The following is a 19,156-nucleotide window of genomic DNA, read 5'->3' on the forward strand; positions in this document are numbered from 1 at the left end:
TCATTCACCAGTAAGTGTGATCTTGTTCTTAATAGTCGCTGCCCTTAGCCGATGGTGATATTGCCTTCCGGGTAACGGTATAACTCCTTGCTGTTCTTAGGCTTGAGGGCATAGGCCAGGGTAAGCGGTCCGGTCCGGCCGACGAACATAAGAATGATCACCAGCACCTTGCCGATCGTGGTCAGCTCTGTGGTAAGTCCCATGGTGATGCCTGAGGTACCGAAGGCGGACACCGCCTCGAACAATACACTCAGGAAATCGGCGCTCTCCGTTACGGACAGCAGCATGGTGGAGATAACCACCAGCATTAGTGATAGTAATGTCATGGTTATGGCTCTGTAGACATTCTCCTTCGAGATCCGGTGGCGGAACATGACGATATCCTCTTTGCCCCGCAGCTTGGCGTAGGCGGTACTGGCCAGAATGGCAAAGGTGGTAATCTTGATTCCGCCGCCCGTAGAGCCGGGAGCCGCCCCGATGAACATCAGCAGAATCATCAGGAATTGGGTAGATTCCCGCAGCAGCGGAATCTCAATGGTGGTCACCCCGCCGGAGCGGGGCGTAATAGCTTGCAGGAAGGAGGCCATAATCTTGCCTCCGGCATGCAGCGGCTTCAGTGTAGCGTTCAGCTCCAGCCAGAAGAAGACAATGGCTCCGACCAGAATCAGCACGGCTGAAGTCGCCAGCACGACCTTCGAGTGCAGCATCAAGCGCTTGCGCTTGGGATAGTCGATCACATCGGATAAGACGATGAAGCCAATTCCGCCAAGGAAGATCAGCAGCATGGAGGTAATATTCACAACAGGATCTTCTACATACCGGGTTAAGCCGCTGAACGGCCCGTGAATATCGCCGAACAAATCGAAGCCCGCGTTGTTGAAGATGGAGATGCTATGGAATAGTCCATAATAAGCTGCTTTGCCTATCGGCATATCTACTACAAATCGGGCAGCCAGCAGAATGGCACCGGTCAATTGAATCACCAGAGAATAGATCAGAACCCGGCGGATCAGCTTCACGATCCCCTGCATGGAATTCTGGTTCATGGATTCCTGCAGCAAGAGGCGTTCCTTCAATGAGATTCGTTTGTTCAGGACCAGCGTAATCAGCGTAGCCATCGTTACGAAGCCGAGACCGCCGAACTGGAACAGCACCAGCAGTACGATCTGTCCGAACGTCGAGAGCTGTGTTCCCGTATCGACAACGGCAAGACCGGTTACGCAGGTCGCCGAGGTTGCCATGAACAGCGCATCAATGAATGAGATTCTTCCGCCGGTGGAAGCAGCGGGCAGCGATAACAGCAGGGTTCCGGCAGCGATCAGGATCACGAAGCCGAGGGACAGTATTTTGGGCGGCGTTAGCTTCAAATGCCCAAAGAAAAGGTTAGCCAAGTTCATTCTCCTGACAATAGGGATAGGATCTGACAAGATTATAGCATAACTTATATTCTCATCCCTAAACAGGCAGGAAATTGACATATTTTATCGAAATCATTAAAGGCTGTAGGATTCAACAACTTGCACTCTATGAGGAGGCTATACTGCTGTGACAAGTCCGATACGCAATCAGATTGGTGCTGTCTTCATCCCGGTTAGTGATATCGAAAGGTCCAAGAACTGGTATTGCAGTCTGCTCGGACTGCCGCTTGAAGGCGAAGTATTATTCGGGCATCTGTATGAGGTGCCGATGCAGGGGCCGGGGATTGTACTGGACAGCAAAATATTCACAGCCGAAGCCGTGCTGAAGGTGCCGTCCTTCCATCTGCTTACCGACGATATTGATGCCGCTTATGATTATGTCAAAGCCAGCGGAGCTGAGATCCTTACCGATATTGAGAATGACCACTGGTTTAACTTCAAGGACCCGGACGGAAACGTGCTGATGATCTGCCGTTCCGTTATTTAGTTAATCGGGTTAATTATATTTGTTAATCACGTTAATTATACAAGGATAATATTCGCTCTTTATTGCAGGAGGAAAGGAAATGAACGTAACACTAAGGGAATTGCTCCCGGGGGATGCAGCGGCGCTGTTGAACCTCCAACATCGTCTAGACCGGGAAACCTCCTTTATGCTGCTGGCCCCGGGCGAGAGAAAGAGCGGCATTTCCCAGGTGGAAGAGATGATTAGAGGCTTACACCAAGCAGAGAACTCGCTTATTCTGGGAGCTGAAGCAGACGGTGAGCTTGCAGGATACCTGTCAGTCGAAGGAGGGAGCTTCAGCCGCAATAGACACAGTGCTTATATTGTTACCGGCATCCTGAAGCAGTACCAGGGCAGGGGCATCGGCAGCGCATTGTTCAAAGAAATGGACCAGTGGGCCAGGGATTGCGGTCTGGTACGTCTGGAGCTTACGGTGATGCAGCATAATGAACAGGCGGTTGCGCTGTATAAGAAGCAGGGCTTTGAAGTCGAGGGCTTGAAGCCAAAATCGCTGCTGGTGGATGGACAATGGGTGGACGAATATTATATGGGTAAAGTATATAGTTAATCGCATTAACTATTTAGCTGCTTGGATTCGTACATTAGCGAGTGTAATAAACCAACAAACTTTCAGAGCTCACCCCATCATATAGAACAAAGTCATCCTAACGGATCAATAGGATTACCTGCGTGGTAGCCGAATGTATGTTGTTTTTCACATACATTGAGTCCATACGTCTGCGTGGCAGCCGAATGTATGTTGTTTTTCACATACATTGAGTCCATACGTCTGCGTGGTAGCCGAATGTATGTTGTTTTTCACATACATTCGGGCCGTACGCCAGCGTGGTAGCTCAATGTATGTTGTTTTTCACATACATTGAGTCCATATGCCGCTGTGCCAGCCGATTGCATTCAAGTACAAGAACAAAGGCGCTCCCCGATAACTCAAGGGGAGCGCCTTACTTGTTGCAGCATATCTATAAGACTTACTCGTGGTGTGCATCTGATTCTTCGGTGACCGGAAGATCGATCAGGATCTCCACCTTGCGGATACGGTGGCGGTTCATCTCGCGGACCGTCAGGGTGACATGCTCGTAGGTGAGGCTTTTGCCGACAGCCGGTTCTTCCATATGGCTGTACAGCCATCCGCCGATTGTGGTGACTTCTTCATCATGGAAATCAAGTCCGGTAAGATCCTTGACCTCCAGCAGGGAGACATTGCCGTCGAACAGATAATGAGTGTCGCTCAGCTTCTCCACATTTCTGCGCTCATCCTCGTCGAACTCATCGCGGATCTCACCGACGATCTCTTCCAGGATGTCCTCAATCGTAATCAGACCGGAGGTGCCGCCGTATTCATCCAGCAGCAGGGCGATATGCACGCGCTCCTTCTGCATACGGGTCAGGAGGGTCTTTACTGGCGTAACCTCCGATACTGTCACCAGAGGCAGGATCAGGCTTTTGAAATCGAAATCAGGATTATTGTCGTATTGCAGGTAGAGCTGCTTGGTATTAATCATGCCAATGATATTGTCTTTGCTGCCGTCAGCTACAGGGAAGCGGGTATACTGCTCCTTGCGGATAATTTCAAAATTCTCCTGCAGCGAATGATCGGTGAACAGGCAGACCATATCTGTCCGGGGAACCATAATTTCCTTGGCGAGCATCTCATCAAAGGTGAAAATCCGGTTGACATAACCATATTCCGCTTTGTTGATTTTGCCGCTCTCATAGCTCTCGGACAAGATCAGGCGGATCTCGTCTTCACTGTGCGCGTCGCCGTGTTCACTGGCAGGCTTCATGCCGAACATACGGACGAGCAGGTTGGCAGAACCGTTCATGATCCAAATCAAAGGGTACAATATTCTGTAGAACCAAATAATCAGCGGTGCGGTAATCTGACCAATTTTCTCCGGAATATTAATAGCGGCGGTCTTCGGTGCAAGCTCTCCGACCACGACGTGGAGGAAGGTGGCGATAATGAAGGCCAATGCAAAAGCAATGGGCTTACTAACGTTGTGACTCACACCAGCCAGATCAAACAGTGGAATGAGCAGCTGCTCAAAGGCAGGCTCTGCCAATGCCCCGATCCCGAGTGCAGTAATCGTGATACCGAGCTGACAGGCGGACAGATATCCGTCCAGGTTAGCGGCTACCCGCTGTACTGCCAGTGCGTTCTTCTTGCCGTCCAGCACCATTTGGCTGACCTGGCTGCCCCGTAATCTCACTACTGCAAACTCCGTCGCTACAAAAAATGCGGTTAAAATAATCAAAATTGCCACGAGCGTCAAACTAAGTCCTATACCCATATAATCTTTACCATCCCTTTCGTCCCTAAAATAGGTTATACTCATATTATGAGTTCATATGAACCTATTGTACGAACTTTTCAGTGAAATATCAAATGGTGGAGGGTTGCCAGCTATGGAAGCTTTTACACTTAGCCGGATAGAGATGTCCGGACTATTACTGTCTCTAGGGCCCAACTCGGAGCGGAAGCCGCTCCATATTCTGCAGGAAGCCTGGACTAAGTTCCACCGTGACGAGGTGCGGGAGGGGACAAGCCTGCCCGCTTTTCTGTCTACGGATATCCCCCCGATTCTGCAAAAGCTGATCAAAGGCGGCGGCGTCAAAGGGCTGTCCCTGGGTGAAATTGCTTCGCTTGGCGGTCTGATTGAGTATTCCACTTTATCCGTCTCTGCTATGCAGAATTGGGTGAAGCGTGATTTCAAGGAATATCTCGGGTCCCCGCGTGAAGGGAAGAAGTACTCCATTAATCAGGCGGCCATTCTATTTATAATAGATGATCTGAAGGCTGCGCTTGATTTCGAGAGCATCAGGCAGCTCTTTCGTATGCTGTTCCTGGCGCCTGAGCGCGATGACGATGATCTGGTGGAGCCGGCACAGCTGTATCACGGATATGCTGAGCTGTTCGAGGAGATCAAGACCCGTTCCCCGGTGCCGGCGCATGGGCAGGCTCTAACCGGTAATCCTAAGGAATATCAGTGGAAATCGGACAGCGGCATCAAGTCGGCCATGGACAAAATGATGAAGCGGCTCAGCCACCTGAGCAGAGGGCAGCGGGATGCGGTGCAGAATATGCTGCTGATCGCTGCCATCTCGGTGCAGACCTGTTATTTTCAGGCGATGGCCCGGCAATATTTCAATGCGGTGTTATTCCTTGATTTTTGAATCATCCGCTTCTAGAATGTGTAAGTGATACTAGTCAGGAATTATTGGATTAGCGGGAATCAGGGGAGAGGGGCCTTAAGTCATGTGGAATCAAATGTCGCTGCTGCAGAATCCGAAGCAGCGGAAGCTGCTCTTCAGTGCAGGTCTAAGCTGGATGTTCGACGCGATGGATGTAGGGATGATCTCGTTCGTCGTGGCTGCACTAGCCAAGGAATGGTCGCTGGGGCCGGAAAAGATCGGCTATTTAACCAGCATTAACTCGGTAGGGATGGCGGTCGGTGCAGCCGCAGCCGGAATTATGGCGGACCGCTTCGGCCGCAAATCGGTGCTGCTCTGGACGCTGCTGATCTTCTCGATTGCAAGCGGACTGTCGGCATTCGCCGCAGGTTATGCAGTATTATGTGTGCTGCGCTTCATTGCCGGCTTCGGGCTGGGCGGAGAGCTGCCGGTGGCTTCGACACTGGTATCCGAGAGCATGCCCGTCAAGGAAAGAGGCCGGGCTGTGGTGCTGCTGGAGAGCTTCTGGGCGCTCGGCTGGATTCTGTCGGCGCTGATTGCTTACTTCGTCATTCCGGATTACGGCTGGCGGGTCGCCTTCGCCATTGGTGCGGTACCAGCGCTATATGCGCTCTATCTGCGCAGGGCGATCGATGACTCCCCGAAGTTCGCGGAGATCAAGAAAGCACCTCCAGTGCCTTTGAAGAAGCGTATAGCGGCAGTCTGGTCAGCAGAGCACCGGCGTTCGACCATCATGCTGTGGATTCTGTGGTTCACCGTGGTGTTCTCTTATTATGGAATGTTTCTGTGGCTGCCGACGGTGATGGTGCTGAAGGGTTTCAGTCTGGTCAAAAGCTTCGAGTATGTGCTGATCATGACACTCGCCCAGTTGCCGGGGTACTTCACCGCCGCTTATTTCATCGAGAAATACGGCCGCAAGTTCGTACTGGTCATCTACCTGCTGCTGACAGCCGTCAGTGCTGCCTGGTTCGGGAATTCAACGACCGAGGGCATGCTGATGGCTGCCGGGATCTGCCTGTCGTTCTTCAACCTGGGAGCGTGGGGCGGGATGTACGCCTACACACCTGAGTTGTATCCGACTAAGATCCGTTCTACAGGTGCCGGACTCGCCACCTCCTTTGGACGGATTGGAGGCATTATTGCCCCAACGCTGGTCGGCCTGTTGGTTGGCAAGGCGGTCGGGATCGGCTCCATCTTCATGATCTTCTTCGTCACGATTGTAATCGGCGCTCTGGCGGTGCTGTTCCTGGGGAAGGAAACGAAGGGACTGGAGCTAGAGTAGATTGCTTACGGAACAGATTTATACTTAAAAGAACTAACCAGGACTAACAGGCCAGCCGGAAGATTCCGGCTGGCTTTTGTCTTACTTATTTGATATAACCCCTTACTTTTCTGGATTTACCCTATGCAGTGCGTTCCGTATAATCATTAATGTAACCGCTTACTTCACAAATTTGAGGAGGCAACAGATGACAATCAAGGGGACCAAAGGACTTGCACTGCTTCTAAGCTCCATATTGCTGATGACTACGGCTGCATGCTCATCCGGCGGATCGAATGCACCGGACGGTGCCAAGGCTTCTTCCAAGACAGAGGGTTCGGCACCTGCAATTGAGCTGCGTATGACCTGGTGGGGCTCGCAGACACGCCACGATCTGACCACCAAGATGATCAAGCGCTTCGAGGAGAAGAATCCGGGCATCACGATTAAGCCGGAATATTCCGGCTGGGACGGCTATTTCGATAAGCTGTCTACCCAGGTGGCAGGCTCGAATGCTCCGGATATCATTCAGATGGACTATGCGTTCCTGTCCGATTACGCCAAGCGCGGCACCTTGCTTGACCTGACGCCTTATACCCAGGATGGAACGCTACGGACGGAGGACCATGACAGCAGCATGCTCTCGGCAGGAAGCATTGACGGCAAATTGTACGCCGTCACGCTTGGAGTGAATGCTCCCGGCGTTGTCTATAATGCATCTGTGCTTCAGGAGCTGGGAATTGCGGAGCCGCAGGAGTCATGGACGTGGAAGGATTTTGCGGAGATGGCGAATGCAATTGCTAAGAAGAAGGGCGACGGCTACTATGGTACGCCGGATATTTCGGGCACTACGAACATCTTCGAGGTATTCGTGCGCCAGAACGGGAGCGGCCTGTTCGAAGGGAATAAGCTGGGTGTCTCCCGGGAGGTCATCGATGAATGGTTCAATTACTGGCAGGGGCTGCGGGACAGTGGCGGCGCTACAACGGCAGAGGTAACTGCCGCGATGACGAATGCCCTGGAGACCCGGCCGCTGTCCGTTGGCCAGTCTGCCCTTGATTTTGCCTGGTCCAACCAGCTGATTACCTATCAGAATGTGCTGAAGGATCAGAGCCAGAAGCTGAAGATGCAGGTGATTCCGCATATGGAAGGGGAGCAGAAAATCGGCGAATATCTGAAGCCCGGCCAGTTCATCTCCGGGAATGCCAAGACCAAGTATCCCAAGGAGGTGGCGAAGCTGATCGACTTCATGGTCAATGATCCGGAAGGCACCGCTATTCTGGGGGCTGAACGGGGAGTGCCGGTCAATTCCGCAGTGCGGGAGCAGCTGAAGCCGTCGCTTACCGCCGAGGAGCAGTTAATCTTTGATTTTATCGATGTGGTCTCCAAGCATTCCAGTGATATTGACCCGCCTTACCCGCAGGGCTTCTCGGAGATTGATAAGAACTTCAAGAGCGCCAGCGAGCAGATCTCCTTCGGTCAGGCCGGAATTCCGCAGGTAAGCGAGCAGTTCATCTCCGGTGCTAACGCCATACTGGACAAGGCCAAATAAATACAGAGGAGCGAGAGAGCCATTGAGTGCAGATCTGATTACAGTAGATAGACCAGCAGGCATGAAGCGGCGTAAAACAAAGCTGCGCTACAATCAGAACGGGATTGCCCTCCTGTTCCTGTCGCCCTGGCTGCTGGGGCTGGTGTGCCTGACCCTGGGGCCGATGGCGGCCTCACTCTATTTTTCTTTTACAGATTACAGTATTCTGGAGAGCTCCAGATGGATCGGACTGGATAATTTCACCACAATGCTCACCGCCGATCCGCTATTTATCCAGTCGCTTAAGGTGACGTTTATCTTCGTATTCGTGTCGGTACCGCTGAAGCTGATGTTTGCCCTGGCGGTCGCTCTGCTTCTTAACAAAGGAATACGGGGCCTTGGCATCTACCGGACGGTCTACTACATCCCTACGCTGCTTGGAGGCAGTGTCGCTATTGCGATGCTGTGGCGCAAGATGCTCGGCGGCGACGGGCTGCTGAATCAGCTGCTGGCCATGGTGGGGATACAGGCGCCTGACTGGGTATCGAATCCCAAATACTCGCTGTATTCGCTTATCCTGCTGTCGGTATGGCAATTCGGCTCGTCGATGATCATCTTCCTGTCCGGGCTGAAGCAGGTGCCGCCGGAATATTATGACGCCTCTTCGGTGGACGGTGCAGGCAAAGTGGGGCAATTCCTGCATATTACGCTGCCGGTGCTGTCTCCGGTTATCTTTTTCAATGTCATCATGCAGACGATCACCGCCTTCCAGTCGTTCACCCAAGCCTTCATTATCAGTAACGGCAGCGGGGGACCGGTGAATTCCACCCTGATGTATTCCTTGTACCTCTATAAGAAGGGTTTCTCCTTCTTCCAGATGGGCTATGCCTCGGCGATGGCCTGGGTACTGGTGCTGCTGATCGGGATATTCACACTTCTGCTCTTCGGCAGCAGCAAGCTGTGGGTGCATTATGAAGATGGGGGGAAATAAGCTATGGATACAGGCAGCGCCTCGAAAAGTACCGTTTGGCTCAAGCACTTCATCATCTGTCTGATCGCCTTTGTCATGCTGTACCCGGTGCTGTGGCTGGTAGGCAGCTCGTTCAAGCCGGCGAATATGATTTTCTCGGAAATCTGGTTCTGGCCCCGGCAATGGAATTTCCATAATTATGTCAGCGGCTGGTTCGGCTTCCAGGGCAGCTCGTTCTCCCGGTTCCTGCAAAACTCGGCTCTGGTCTCTCTGGGGGCCGTGCTCGGTAATGTGATCACCTGCTCCATGGCGGCTTATGCGTTCGCGCGGCTGAATTTCCGGTTCAAGGCACTGGGCTTCGCGCTGATGCTGATGACGATTATGCTGCCGCTGCATGTGACCCTTATCCCGCGTTATATTCTCTTTAACAGCCTGGGATGGGTGAACACCTTCGCGCCGCTTATTCTGCCCAAGTGGATGGCGACGGACGGCTTCTTTATCTTCCTGACGGTACAGTTCATCCGCGGCTTGCCGAAGGAGCTGGACGAAGCAGCAACGATTGACGGCTGCGGGCCGGTTCAAATCTTCAGCCGGATTATTATTCCGCTGGCGTTGCCTGCGCTGATCACGACGATGATTTTCACCTTCATGTGGACTTGGGATGATTTCTTCAGCCAGCTCATCTTCCTTAGCGATATCGGGAAGTATACAGTGCCGCTCGGGCTGCGCCTGTTCCTGGACTCCAGCTCGCAGTCGGATTGGGGCCCGATGTTCGCCATGTCGGTATTGTCGCTGGTGCCGTGCTTCATTCTCTTCATCACGCTGCAAAAGTATTTCGTGGAAGGAATTGCGACATCCGGCCTGAAAGGATAGAATCTTGGGAAAAGCATAGGGATGGGGCAGATGCAAAAAAGAATGCTCGGCACCTGGCTGCTGCGGATCAGGCGGAGCAAGCTCTCCACGCTGATGGCAGCCAGTATTATTACGTTCAATCTGATCTTTCTCGGGTTCATTGTCCTGCTGGCCTACCGGACCTTCTCGGATGTAACCTTCAAAGAGATCAGCACCACCAGGCTTGCCCTGCTGAATGAGAGCACGAAGCGCGGCTTCGACTTCATGACCAATGTGTCGGGCACCGCCTACTCCATTGCAGCGAACAAGAGCGTGATTGAGGGGCTGGAGAACACGCCTTCCTCCAAGTATCAGATGATCTCCAGAAGGCGGGAGATTACGGAGATTCTCCAGCATTCGCTGGTGCTGAACGAAGGGGTAAGCTCGATTGAGATTTACAGTGATTTGTTCAGCGGGGTGCCGCAAAGCTCCACGGACCTTGTCTTTCCTGTCTCTTCGATTAGGAACGAGAGCTGGTATCCCCAGCTGAAGCAGGCGGATTCGCTCTGGGTTCCCCTGGAGGGCAGCGGCGGCGAAGACGAGCCTTATCTGATCGGCCATATTCAGCATCTGTTCGGAAATGAAGGAAAAACGATCGGCTACCTCTATATCCGGCTGTCTGCAGACGATATCCTGAAGCAGTTCAAGGATATTCCGGCTGTGCTGGACGGCCAGATTCATCTGGTGGATACAAGCGGCAATCTCCTGCTGCTGGTGAACAAGGAGAATGGCTCTGCCGGTAAGGTTGTACTGGATGCCGACTGGCTCTACCAGCATACGTATGAGGGCAATGAAGGCTATGAACTGCTAAAAAAAGACGGACAGTCCTATCTCGTCCTGTTCTCCAGACCGAGCACTATCTCCTGGCGGCTGGTTCAGGTCATCCCGACCCGCGAGCTGCTGCAGGAGGTTCGTAAGGCGGACAGGCAGGTAATCGGGATCGGCCTGCTCTGTCTGCTCCTGTCGGCGCTGCTGGCGTACTTCTTCATCCGTAATATGATCCGTCCGGTGCGGAGGCTGATTCAGGAGATGCGGAAGCTGGAGCGCGGAGATTTCCGGGCCAGTATGAGTGAGTCGCTGACGGAGGAATACACGCAGATGTCTTACGGCTTCAACCACATGGTGAACCGGCTGCAGGAGCTGGTGCAGAGCGAGCGGGAAGCAAGCGCCGCGAAGCGGGAGGCGCAGGCAGGGCTGCTGGAGGCCCAGATCAAGCCGCATTTCCTGTACAACACGCTGGATATGATTCACTGGAAGGCGATGGATTACGACGCCCAAGATATCAGCTACATGATCACCCAACTGGGCAAAATGCTGCGCATCGGCCTGAGCGGCGGCAGAATGCTCATTCGTCTGCGCGACGAGCTGGAGCATGCGCGGTGTTATGTCAGCATCCAGCAGGAACGGCTGCCGATTGCTATCGAGTATACGGAGTCGATTTCGGACCCGGCAGTCCGGAGTTATTTCATTCCGAAGGTTATTCTCCAGCCGCTGGTTGAGAATTCAATTATTCATGGCAGCCGGGAGCCAGGTTCCGGCCCTTTGCAGATTCATCTGGAGGTCAGGGAGGTCAAGATGCCGGGCAGCCAGCCTTACTTGCAAATCACTCTTCTGGATAACGGCCGGGGCTTGGAGGAAGGCTGGTCGATGGAGCAGGTGAGCGGCATCGGCACCCGGAATGTGATGAGCCGGATTCAGTTGTACTGCGGGGAACCGTACGGACTATACTTGGCCAACCGGCCGGAGAGAGGGGTTGCGGCTATGATTACGCTGCCAGTCATTGAGACGGAGGAGCAGCTGGAGCGGCTGCTGCGCGATCAGCTATGAGCCGCTCTATACTGCTGGTGGATGACGACCCGCATATTCTGAAAGCCCTTACGAGACATGTAGGCTGGGAGAAGCTGGGCCTCACTCTGGCTGGAACAGCGGTCAACGGCCATGAAGCGCTGGAGCTGTTCCGCAGATTCTCCCCCGATCTGGTGATGACCGATGTCTATATGCCGGGCATGGGCGGACTGGAGCTTACAGAGGCGCTGAGGGAGCTGGCACCGGAGCTGCCGGTTATTATCCTGAGCGGCTACGAGGAATTCGAGAATGCCCGGCAGGCGATGCGCTGGGGCGTCAGCCATTTCCTGCTGAAGCCGGCCAGGGTAGACGAGATCGAAGCGGTGCTCCGCGCTGTGCTGCTGGATCTGGATGCCGGAGAGCAGAAGAAGCGGCTGGAGGAGCGTTATCAGCAGGAAATCGGCCGCACGCTTCCTTTTCTGCGGGAACGCTTGCTTATGGAGCTGTTGACCACCCGCTACAGTGCGGAGGAATGCTCCGAGGAGCGGCTCGGATATCTCCAGATTACCCGTCCGCAGCGGCTGGCGGCGGCCAGCATCCAGCTGAACCGGCCTTCGTCGCTGCATAAGCTGAAGGAGCGCGAATGGCAGCTGCTGCGCTTCGGAGCGGGCAATATCTGCCGGGAGACACTCCAGCACAAGCTTGCCGGACATCCCTCTGTGCAAGGTCATGTGCTGGACTATTCCGACGATCTGCTGGTGGTGCTGCTGCTGGACCGTGAGGCGGGAGAACCAATCCCGGTTCTGAAGGAAGTAGTGCAGGAGACGATGGATAAGATCCGAAATTACATTCAGCTTCAGACCTATGCCGGTATTGGTTCGGTCAAATCTGCCATCCATGAACTGATCGATTCTTATCTTGAGAGCAGAGAGGCGCTTGCTTCCGCGGAGTTTCAGGAGACCAGTCCCATCTACGCCTATGAGCCGTGCAAAAGCACCAACCCGTGGACGCTGGAGGACTATTCCCGGCTGCTCCAGGAGTGGAATGAGGTGCTGCTGTGCAGGGATTCCTCAAAAGTATGGGAGACCTGGGAGATCATCTTCGGCAGGCTCCGGCAGGAGGATCAGAATAATATTCAGGACATACAGACGGTGTGTGTCGGGCTGTTCACTACGCTGATGTATTACTGGAATGCCTGCTGCCCGGGCCGCACTCCCCCTATGAGCATGTCCGAATTCCTGCAGGCGGTGACGGGATACTATACCTGGAGAAGCTTGACGGAGTGGATGGGCCAGATTATTCCGGCATTCCTGAACGCAGCGTTCACCGAGATGAATGTCAAGAAGAACCGTCTGGTAGAGAGCGTCAAAAGCTATGTGGAAGCCCACTATACCCAGGAGATCAGCTTCATGGGCCTCGCGCAGGAGCTGCATGTGCATCCGAAATATCTAAGCCAGCTCTTCAAACGGATCAGCGGTGAGAATTTCGTCAGTTACCTGAATCAGTACCGGGTGGACCGGGCCATCGAATTCCTGCAATCCGGCCAGCATATGGTGTATGAGATCAGTGAAATGGTCGGCTTCAACAACCCCGCCTATTTCAGTCAGGTGTTCAAGATGATTACCGGGCGCAGCCCGAGTGATTATTTGAAGGGGTAACTCTCCGCTATTGCAGCCCCCAGGGTGAGTATAGTATATTCTTATGGAGACACAAACGAACGTTCTCATTGCCCGGCAGGTAACATCAAGTTGCGGTGCGGTGACAGACGCTCTCATCCAAGATCTTGAGGAGTTAGTCTCTCAAGGTCTTTTTATTGATTTATGGCGGGATGCTGGAGGGTGGGCGGATTCCTGCTGTGCAACTGTGCGACTGTGCGATTACATAGGTGGGCACCTCGGATATTTTCGCGGTTATGCGGACTGAGGATCCGTTATTTCTTCAAAAAGCTATTTCATGAGCCCCGAGCGGACTGAGAAGCGCTTATTAGGGTTATTCGGCCCTGAAATGAGACATTATCGTTCAAATAAGGGATTCTGAGTCCGCTTGACCGTCAAATTTGCCGGATTTGTTCAGAATAACGGAATCTCAGTCCGGCAGAGATAACTAGGGGAGTAATAGTAGCAGGAAGTGGTAGGGATAGCGGTAAGTAGATGTGAGTTGCAGTAAGTAACAGTGAGTTGCAGTGAATAGTAGCGAGAAAGAAGCAGGAAGTAGCAGTGAGAGTAGCTGCATTAACCGTACCTGCACATGACTGGAGCGGCTGCATCCGCTGCATAGGGTATATGATATAATGTGAGAATTACCAAGACATACGGGTGGGGCGATGAAGCATGGCTAAAGACAGGCAGGGGCTACATTTCTCGGAGCTGGTCTGGGAGAGTACGGAGCAGAATGTGGCGATTCCGCCGCGCGGTACTGTAGATGAAGGCAGCCGGAAGCCTAAGTCAGAGCCGGTTAAGAAGACAACGTCCGGTTACGATACAGTCCAGCTTCAGCTCTGGGATATGGAAGAGAGTGTGGAGCCGGTAACCACTACAGAGAGCGAGTTCGTCCAGCGTGCACGTGAGCTTGTAGAACATAAGGAGCCTGCGGCGCTGTTCGTCCCGTTCAAAAGCTATTGGCCCACCTACGGGCATATGACCGGCGCGCAGAGCAGATGGTATTTCTTTTGGCGGGATGAAGTCCGGCAGGGGAGATACCCGAAGACCGATCTCTCATATATCTTCCTGCATATCTATGAGCTGATTAACGGTGTGGGCTGGGACGAGCCTCAGGAGGGCTGCCGTCAGCTCAATCTGCTGTGGGAGGCCTACCGTGATAGTTACAAACGTCTGGATCAGTACCTTGGCGGGTGGATTGCGGATTTCTCTTTTGTCCATAAGCTGGATATCCGCCTCTCGGAGATTGTGGCCCGTTCGCGCGGGCTGGCCGGGGATCTGGCTGAGCTTGAATTGGTCCGCTGCCTGTCGGCTGCCCCGGAGCAGCTTAGGATCGAGGTACTGAGTGTGATGTCGGATTATGATATCAGCAAGTCCAAATTCTATACCGGCGAGGGTAAAATCGCTGCGGATCGTTATATTCCCCAGGTTGTAGCCCTAATTGATGCTTATGTCGCGCGGAAGCATGGCTCGAATCTAATCACGATGTTCCCGCCCGCCCCGCCTGTCGTCCGTGAGCGTTATTTGTTCCGCAGCGCGGTATACGATATCTCCCTGTATGGCTATTCTGTTCTTGTACCTGTTATCCGGGTCAGCAAGTCCCCGCCGCTGCGCAGTCTGATTACCCGGCTGTTCCGGCTGACCGAGAATAAGCTGCGGGCGCTGATGGGATACCGGGGAAGACTGAAGGATGTCCGGGTTGATGCCGATATGGATGATCTCGTCACCCGGTTCCTGGAGCGTGAATTCCGCAAGGCGGAGCAGGAAGAGAAGGGCCCGGCAGTGGTCATTGACCAGCAAAAGCTGGAGCAGTTGGCAAGCGACTCCGAGGTGGTGCGTTCCTTGCTTACGGTGGAAGACACCGGGGAGCCGGGTCATGAGGATGACGCGGAATGGATAATTGAGTCTGAAGGAGCACTTGGAAGCGCTGAATCAGCGGGCGAGAAAAGTATTGCGAATGCGAATGCAAGAGTTGCATCAGCTGTATCAGCAAATGAGGATAACTCTGCAAAAGCTGAAGAGCAGGTGGCCCGGATGACCAGTGGTGGGCGGTTAGGAGGCACGCGGGAAGAGCTCCCGGGTGATTCCCCGTCTGCCGGACAGAAGCTTACCGTTTCCCAGCCGCCAGCCTCAGATAGGGAAGCGGACCGCTGGACATTGTTCGCTTCGGAGCTGACTCTGCTGCAACGGGAGGCCGTGCTGGCCCTGGCAGAAGAGGGCGGTCCTGCGAAGGTGCAGCGGCTGGCTGCAGGAGCAGGAACGATGGCAGAGCTGCTCTACGATGAGATTAATGAGCTGGCAATGGACAGTCTGGGAGACCTCATTATTGACGGGGAAGAGCTGACCGAAGAATGTCTATCCATGCTGGACTATATAAAGAGGTGAAATTCGTAAAATGAACCCACTCAAAATACCGAAGCGGATGACCACCGCGCTCGTCAATTCGCTGACAGCGGGAGTTGTACCGCGTATAGGTCTTGAACATATCGCCGTCGGCCGCCGGCCGGAGGTGGAGGCGATTCTCCGCGATATGGAGAATATCGCCGATGGCGGAGCTGCCTTCAAGCTGATTACAGGCAAATTCGGCAGCGGCAAAAGCTTCCTGCTCCAGATCATCCGCAACTATGCGATGGACCGTGACTTCGTGGTTGCCGATGCCGATTTGTCGCCGGAGCGGCGGCTGGTTGGCACGAAGGGACAGGGGCTCGCCACCTACCGCGAGCTGATGAGCCATCTCTCGACCCGGACCCGCCCGGATGGAGGGGCGCTGGAGATTATGCTGCAGAAGTGGATCATGACGCTGCAACAGGCGGTGATGCAGGAGAAGGGCTATGGCCCTGACGCGCCGGAACTTGGCGATGAGGTTGAGCAGCGCATCTATTCGGTTGCTTCCGAGATGCGCGGGCTGGTGCATGGCTTCGACTTCGCTAAGGTGCTGGCCTCTTACTGGAACGGGCACAAGCTGGCCGATGACGGGCTGAAGCAGGATTCCCTGCGCTGGCTGCGGGGAGAGTTCCCGACCCGTACGGAAGCGCGGAAGGCGCTCGGCGTTGGTGTCATCATTGACGATGACAACTGGTACGACTACATGAAGCTGTGGGCGGAATTCACCGGAGCCATCGGCTATAAGGGCTTGCTGCTGTTTATCGATGAAGGGGTGAACCTCTACAAGATTACCAACAGTATCTCGCGGCAGAGCAATTATGAGAAGCTGCTGACCATGTTCAATGATACGATGCAAGGCAAAGCTGAGCGGCTGGGTATCTTCGTTGGCGGAACGCCGCAGTTCGTGGAGGACCACCGGCGCGGACTGTTCAGCTATGAGGCCTTGCGCTCCCGGCTGGTGGCCGGACGGTATGCAGGCAGCGGGCTGAACAATTACACAGGGCCGATTATTGCGCTGGACATGCTCTCCCACGAAGAAATTCTTATTCTGCTCCAGAAGCTGCGGGATATCCATGCGCTCCATTACGGATATGAAGCAAGACTGACACAGGAGCAGCTGGTGCATTTCATGGAAGAGGCGGTCAACCGGCTGGGAGCTGATGAACTGCTCACTGCACGTGAGGTGGTGCGCGACTTCATGGATCTGCTGCACACCCTGCACCAGCATCCGGAGCTTTCATTCGAGAAGCTGGTTGGAGAGCGGACTTCGCGGCCTGCCGAGACGGAACAGAATGAGCTGGACGGCTTCCTGGCGGAGTTCGACCTATGAACGATAACCCGTTCTACCGGCTGGCCCCGTTCATCAAGGAATTCATCTACAAGAACCGCTGGGATACGCTGCGCGAGGCGCAGGTCGATGCCTGCCGTGTGCTGTTTGACACGCCGCATCATCTGCTGATCGCTTCAGGGACGGCCTCGGGCAAGACCGAAGCGGCCTTCTTCCCGGCGCTAACGGAGCTGCACCAGCGTCCGTCTGCTTCTGTAGGCATTCTGTATATCGCGCCGCTGAAGGCGCTGATCAACGACCAGTTCACGCGGCTGAACGACCTGCTGCGTGAAGGGAACATTCCGGTCTGGCACTGGCATGGCGATGTGCCGCAGGCGGACAAGACCAAGCTGATGCAGAACCCTTCGGGAGTGCTGCAGATCACCCCTGAATCGCTGGAGGGCCTGCTGATGAACCGCCCGAATGCGATCCCGGCCCTGTTCCATGATCTGCGCTTCATCATCATCGATGAAGTTCATGCCTTCATGGGCGCAGACCGCGGAATTCAGGTGCTGAGCCAACTCGCGAGGATCTCGCGGATGGCGGGCTGTCATCCGCGGCGGGTCGGCCTCTCTGCGACCTTAAGCGATTATGCATCCGTCACGGAGTGGCTGGCGGCGGGCACGCGCGAGAGCGTGGAGGTCAGCGCGCCGCAGGGCGGGCGCAAGCTGCGGCTGAGCGTGGAGCATTTCTCGTTCCCGGATGCGCGGAATGAGGAGGAAGCCGAGCACCTGGAGCGGGCGCGACAGGCTTATTATGGCTTCATCTATGATCACACGCATGTGAAGAAGGCGCTCATCTTTACGAACAGCCGCACCGATGCCGAAGAGGCCATCCTGGAGATGCGGCGCATTGCCGCTAAGCGGGGCGAGCGGGATGTCTTCCATGTGCATCATGGAAGCATCTCCGCGATGCTGCGCGAGGAGACCGAGGCCACGCTCCGTGAGGGCGCAGGGCCGGCTGTGGCTGCAGCGACGCTGACGCTGGAGCTGGGGATTGATCTGGGCGAGCTGGAGCGGGTGCTCCAGCTCGGCGCGCCTTATAGCTGCGCGAGCTTCGTGCAGCGGCTGGGCCGCTCGGGCAGGCGCGGGGACGCCGCCTCCGAGATGATCTTCGTCACGCCCGAGGAGGAGGACGAGGAGGCGCAGCTCCCGGCGCGCATGCCGTGGACGCTGCTGCGGGCCATAGCCGTAATCGAGCTGTATGTACGCGAGAAATGGGTGGAGCCGCTGACCGTGCGCCAGCTGCCGGTCGGTCTCCTGTATCATCAGACGATGAGCATTCTGAAGAGCATGGGTGAGGCAGAGCCGGAGGAGCTGAAGGAGGCTGTACTGAGCCTGCCGTCCTTCCGCAGCATTGATCCCGCTGATTATGATGACTTCATGGAGTACATGCTGGGCATGGGCCATATCGAGAAGATGGATGAGGGCAGCCTGCTGATCGGGATGGCGGGTGAGAAGATCGTTAACAACTTCCGCTTCTATGCGGTATTCAAGGACGATGAAGAGCATGTCGTCTATAACGGGACGGAGGAGATCGGGTCCATTACCACCGTGCCGCCTCCAGGCTACTGCTTCACACTGGCAGGCAAGCTATGGAAGGTCGAGGAGGTGGACAACCGCCATAAGGCCGTCTATGTCAAAGGCTCACGCGGCAAAGTGGACACCTTATGGCTCGGTGCAGGCGGAGATGTCCATACCCGGATTATGACGAAGATCCGCGAAGTATTAGGATCTACGGCCCTGTACCCATACCTTGCACCAAGCGCGGCCGCCAGACTGGAACGGGCCCGCAGGCTCGCGAAGGAGAGCGGACTGCTGACGCGTTCCGTTCTGCCAGCCGGGGGAGACTCCATGTTCATCCTTCCGTGGGCTGGCAGCCGCCAGTTCCGCACGCTGGAGCGCCTGCTCAAGAACAATCTGAAGGAGCCGCTTGGCTTGCGCTCGGTCGTGCCGATGGAACCGTATTATATGGTGGTCGCAGGCAAAGTGGGTGCAGAGAAGCTGGAGGATGAGATTATTGCTGAGACCGCTGCCGCTACGGATGCACTCACGCTCCTGAAGCCGGATGAAGCCCCTTACCTCGGCAAATACGATGAGTTCATCCCGCATGACCTGCTGCGCAAAGCCTTTTCGCTCGACGGTCTTGATGTACCGGGTCTAGTCAGCGTGATCAAACAGTGGAAGCAGCCTACGGCATAATGGATATAGGG

At 54.8% G+C, this 19,156-nt stretch carries 14 protein-coding genes; 12 read left to right on the forward strand and 2 right to left on the reverse strand.

Features of this window, described 5'->3' with window-relative positions; all coding sequences use genetic code 11:
- Nucleotides 1–44: 44 nt before the first annotated feature.
- The gene (locus MKY64_RS09780) at nucleotides 45–1,397 is read right to left on the reverse strand and encodes a TrkH family potassium uptake protein (protein WP_340979518.1); all 1,353 of its coding nucleotides are present in this window, start codon (nucleotides 1,395–1,397) and stop codon (nucleotides 45–47) included.
- Nucleotides 1,398–1,545: 148 nt separating this feature from the next.
- On the opposite strand from MKY64_RS09780, the gene MKY64_RS09785 reads away from it, so the two are divergent.
- Complete coding sequence (locus MKY64_RS09785; RefSeq protein ID WP_340952524.1) at nucleotides 1,546–1,905, forward strand: VOC family protein; 360 nt, start codon at nucleotides 1,546–1,548, stop codon at nucleotides 1,903–1,905.
- A gap of 79 nt (nucleotides 1,906–1,984) precedes the next feature.
- Nucleotides 1,985–2,491, forward strand: coding sequence for a GNAT family N-acetyltransferase (locus MKY64_RS09790; protein ID WP_340952526.1), 507 nt, complete (start codon nucleotides 1,985–1,987; stop codon nucleotides 2,489–2,491).
- A gap of 421 nt (nucleotides 2,492–2,912) precedes the next feature.
- Here MKY64_RS09790 and MKY64_RS09795 read toward each other — a convergent pair whose 3' ends face one another.
- Entirely contained in the window at nucleotides 2,913–4,235 is a 1,323-nt protein-coding gene (locus MKY64_RS09795) for a hemolysin family protein (protein WP_076086188.1), read from the reverse strand.
- A 115-nt stretch (nucleotides 4,236–4,350) separates the two neighbouring features.
- Between MKY64_RS09795 and MKY64_RS09800 the strand changes: the two genes are divergently transcribed.
- From MKY64_RS09800 to MKY64_RS09845, 10 genes are all read left to right on the forward strand, one after another.
- Complete coding sequence (locus tag MKY64_RS09800; RefSeq protein WP_340952529.1) at nucleotides 4,351–5,118, forward strand: DUF1836 domain-containing protein; 768 nt, start codon at nucleotides 4,351–4,353, stop codon at nucleotides 5,116–5,118.
- A gap of 82 nt (nucleotides 5,119–5,200) precedes the next feature.
- On the forward strand, nucleotides 5,201–6,418 hold the full coding sequence (locus MKY64_RS09805; RefSeq protein ID WP_340952531.1) for an MFS transporter: 1,218 nt from the start codon (nucleotides 5,201–5,203) through the stop codon (nucleotides 6,416–6,418).
- A gap of 187 nt (nucleotides 6,419–6,605) precedes the next feature.
- Entirely contained in the window at nucleotides 6,606–7,949 is a 1,344-nt protein-coding gene (locus MKY64_RS09810) for an ABC transporter substrate-binding protein (RefSeq protein WP_209873912.1), read from the forward strand.
- 61 nt (nucleotides 7,950–8,010) lie between these two features.
- On the forward strand, nucleotides 8,011–8,919 hold the full coding sequence (locus MKY64_RS09815) for a carbohydrate ABC transporter permease (RefSeq protein ID WP_036726648.1): 909 nt from the start codon (nucleotides 8,011–8,013) through the stop codon (nucleotides 8,917–8,919).
- 3 nt (nucleotides 8,920–8,922) lie between these two features.
- The gene (locus tag MKY64_RS09820) at nucleotides 8,923–9,771 is read left to right on the forward strand and encodes a carbohydrate ABC transporter permease (RefSeq protein ID WP_340952532.1); all 849 of its coding nucleotides are present in this window, start codon (nucleotides 8,923–8,925) and stop codon (nucleotides 9,769–9,771) included.
- Between the two features lie 30 nt (nucleotides 9,772–9,801).
- Nucleotides 9,802–11,616, forward strand: coding sequence for a sensor histidine kinase (locus tag MKY64_RS09825; protein WP_340952534.1), 1,815 nt, complete (start codon nucleotides 9,802–9,804; stop codon nucleotides 11,614–11,616).
- Nucleotides 11,613–13,232 (forward strand): response regulator, encoded by a 1,620-nt coding sequence (locus tag MKY64_RS09830; RefSeq protein WP_340952536.1) that lies wholly within the window; start codon nucleotides 11,613–11,615, stop codon nucleotides 13,230–13,232. The genes MKY64_RS09825 and MKY64_RS09830 overlap by 4 nt, the downstream gene beginning before the upstream one ends.
- A 672-nt stretch (nucleotides 13,233–13,904) precedes the next feature.
- Nucleotides 13,905–15,617 (forward strand): TerB N-terminal domain-containing protein, encoded by a 1,713-nt coding sequence (locus MKY64_RS09835; protein WP_340952539.1) that lies wholly within the window; start codon nucleotides 13,905–13,907, stop codon nucleotides 15,615–15,617.
- Between the two features lie 10 nt (nucleotides 15,618–15,627).
- The gene (locus MKY64_RS09840; protein ID WP_340952540.1) at nucleotides 15,628–16,947 is read left to right on the forward strand and encodes an ATP-binding protein; all 1,320 of its coding nucleotides are present in this window, start codon (nucleotides 15,628–15,630) and stop codon (nucleotides 16,945–16,947) included.
- Nucleotides 16,944–19,145, forward strand: coding sequence for a DEAD/DEAH box helicase (locus tag MKY64_RS09845; protein ID WP_340952541.1), 2,202 nt, complete (start codon nucleotides 16,944–16,946; stop codon nucleotides 19,143–19,145). Before MKY64_RS09840 ends, MKY64_RS09845 begins: the two co-directional genes overlap by 4 nt.
- Nucleotides 19,146–19,156: the final 11 nt, after the last annotated feature.

Source organism: Paenibacillus sp. FSL R7-0210, assembly GCF_038009085.1.
Classification (GTDB): Bacteria; Bacillota; Bacilli; order Paenibacillales; family Paenibacillaceae; genus Paenibacillus_AQ; species Paenibacillus_AQ silagei.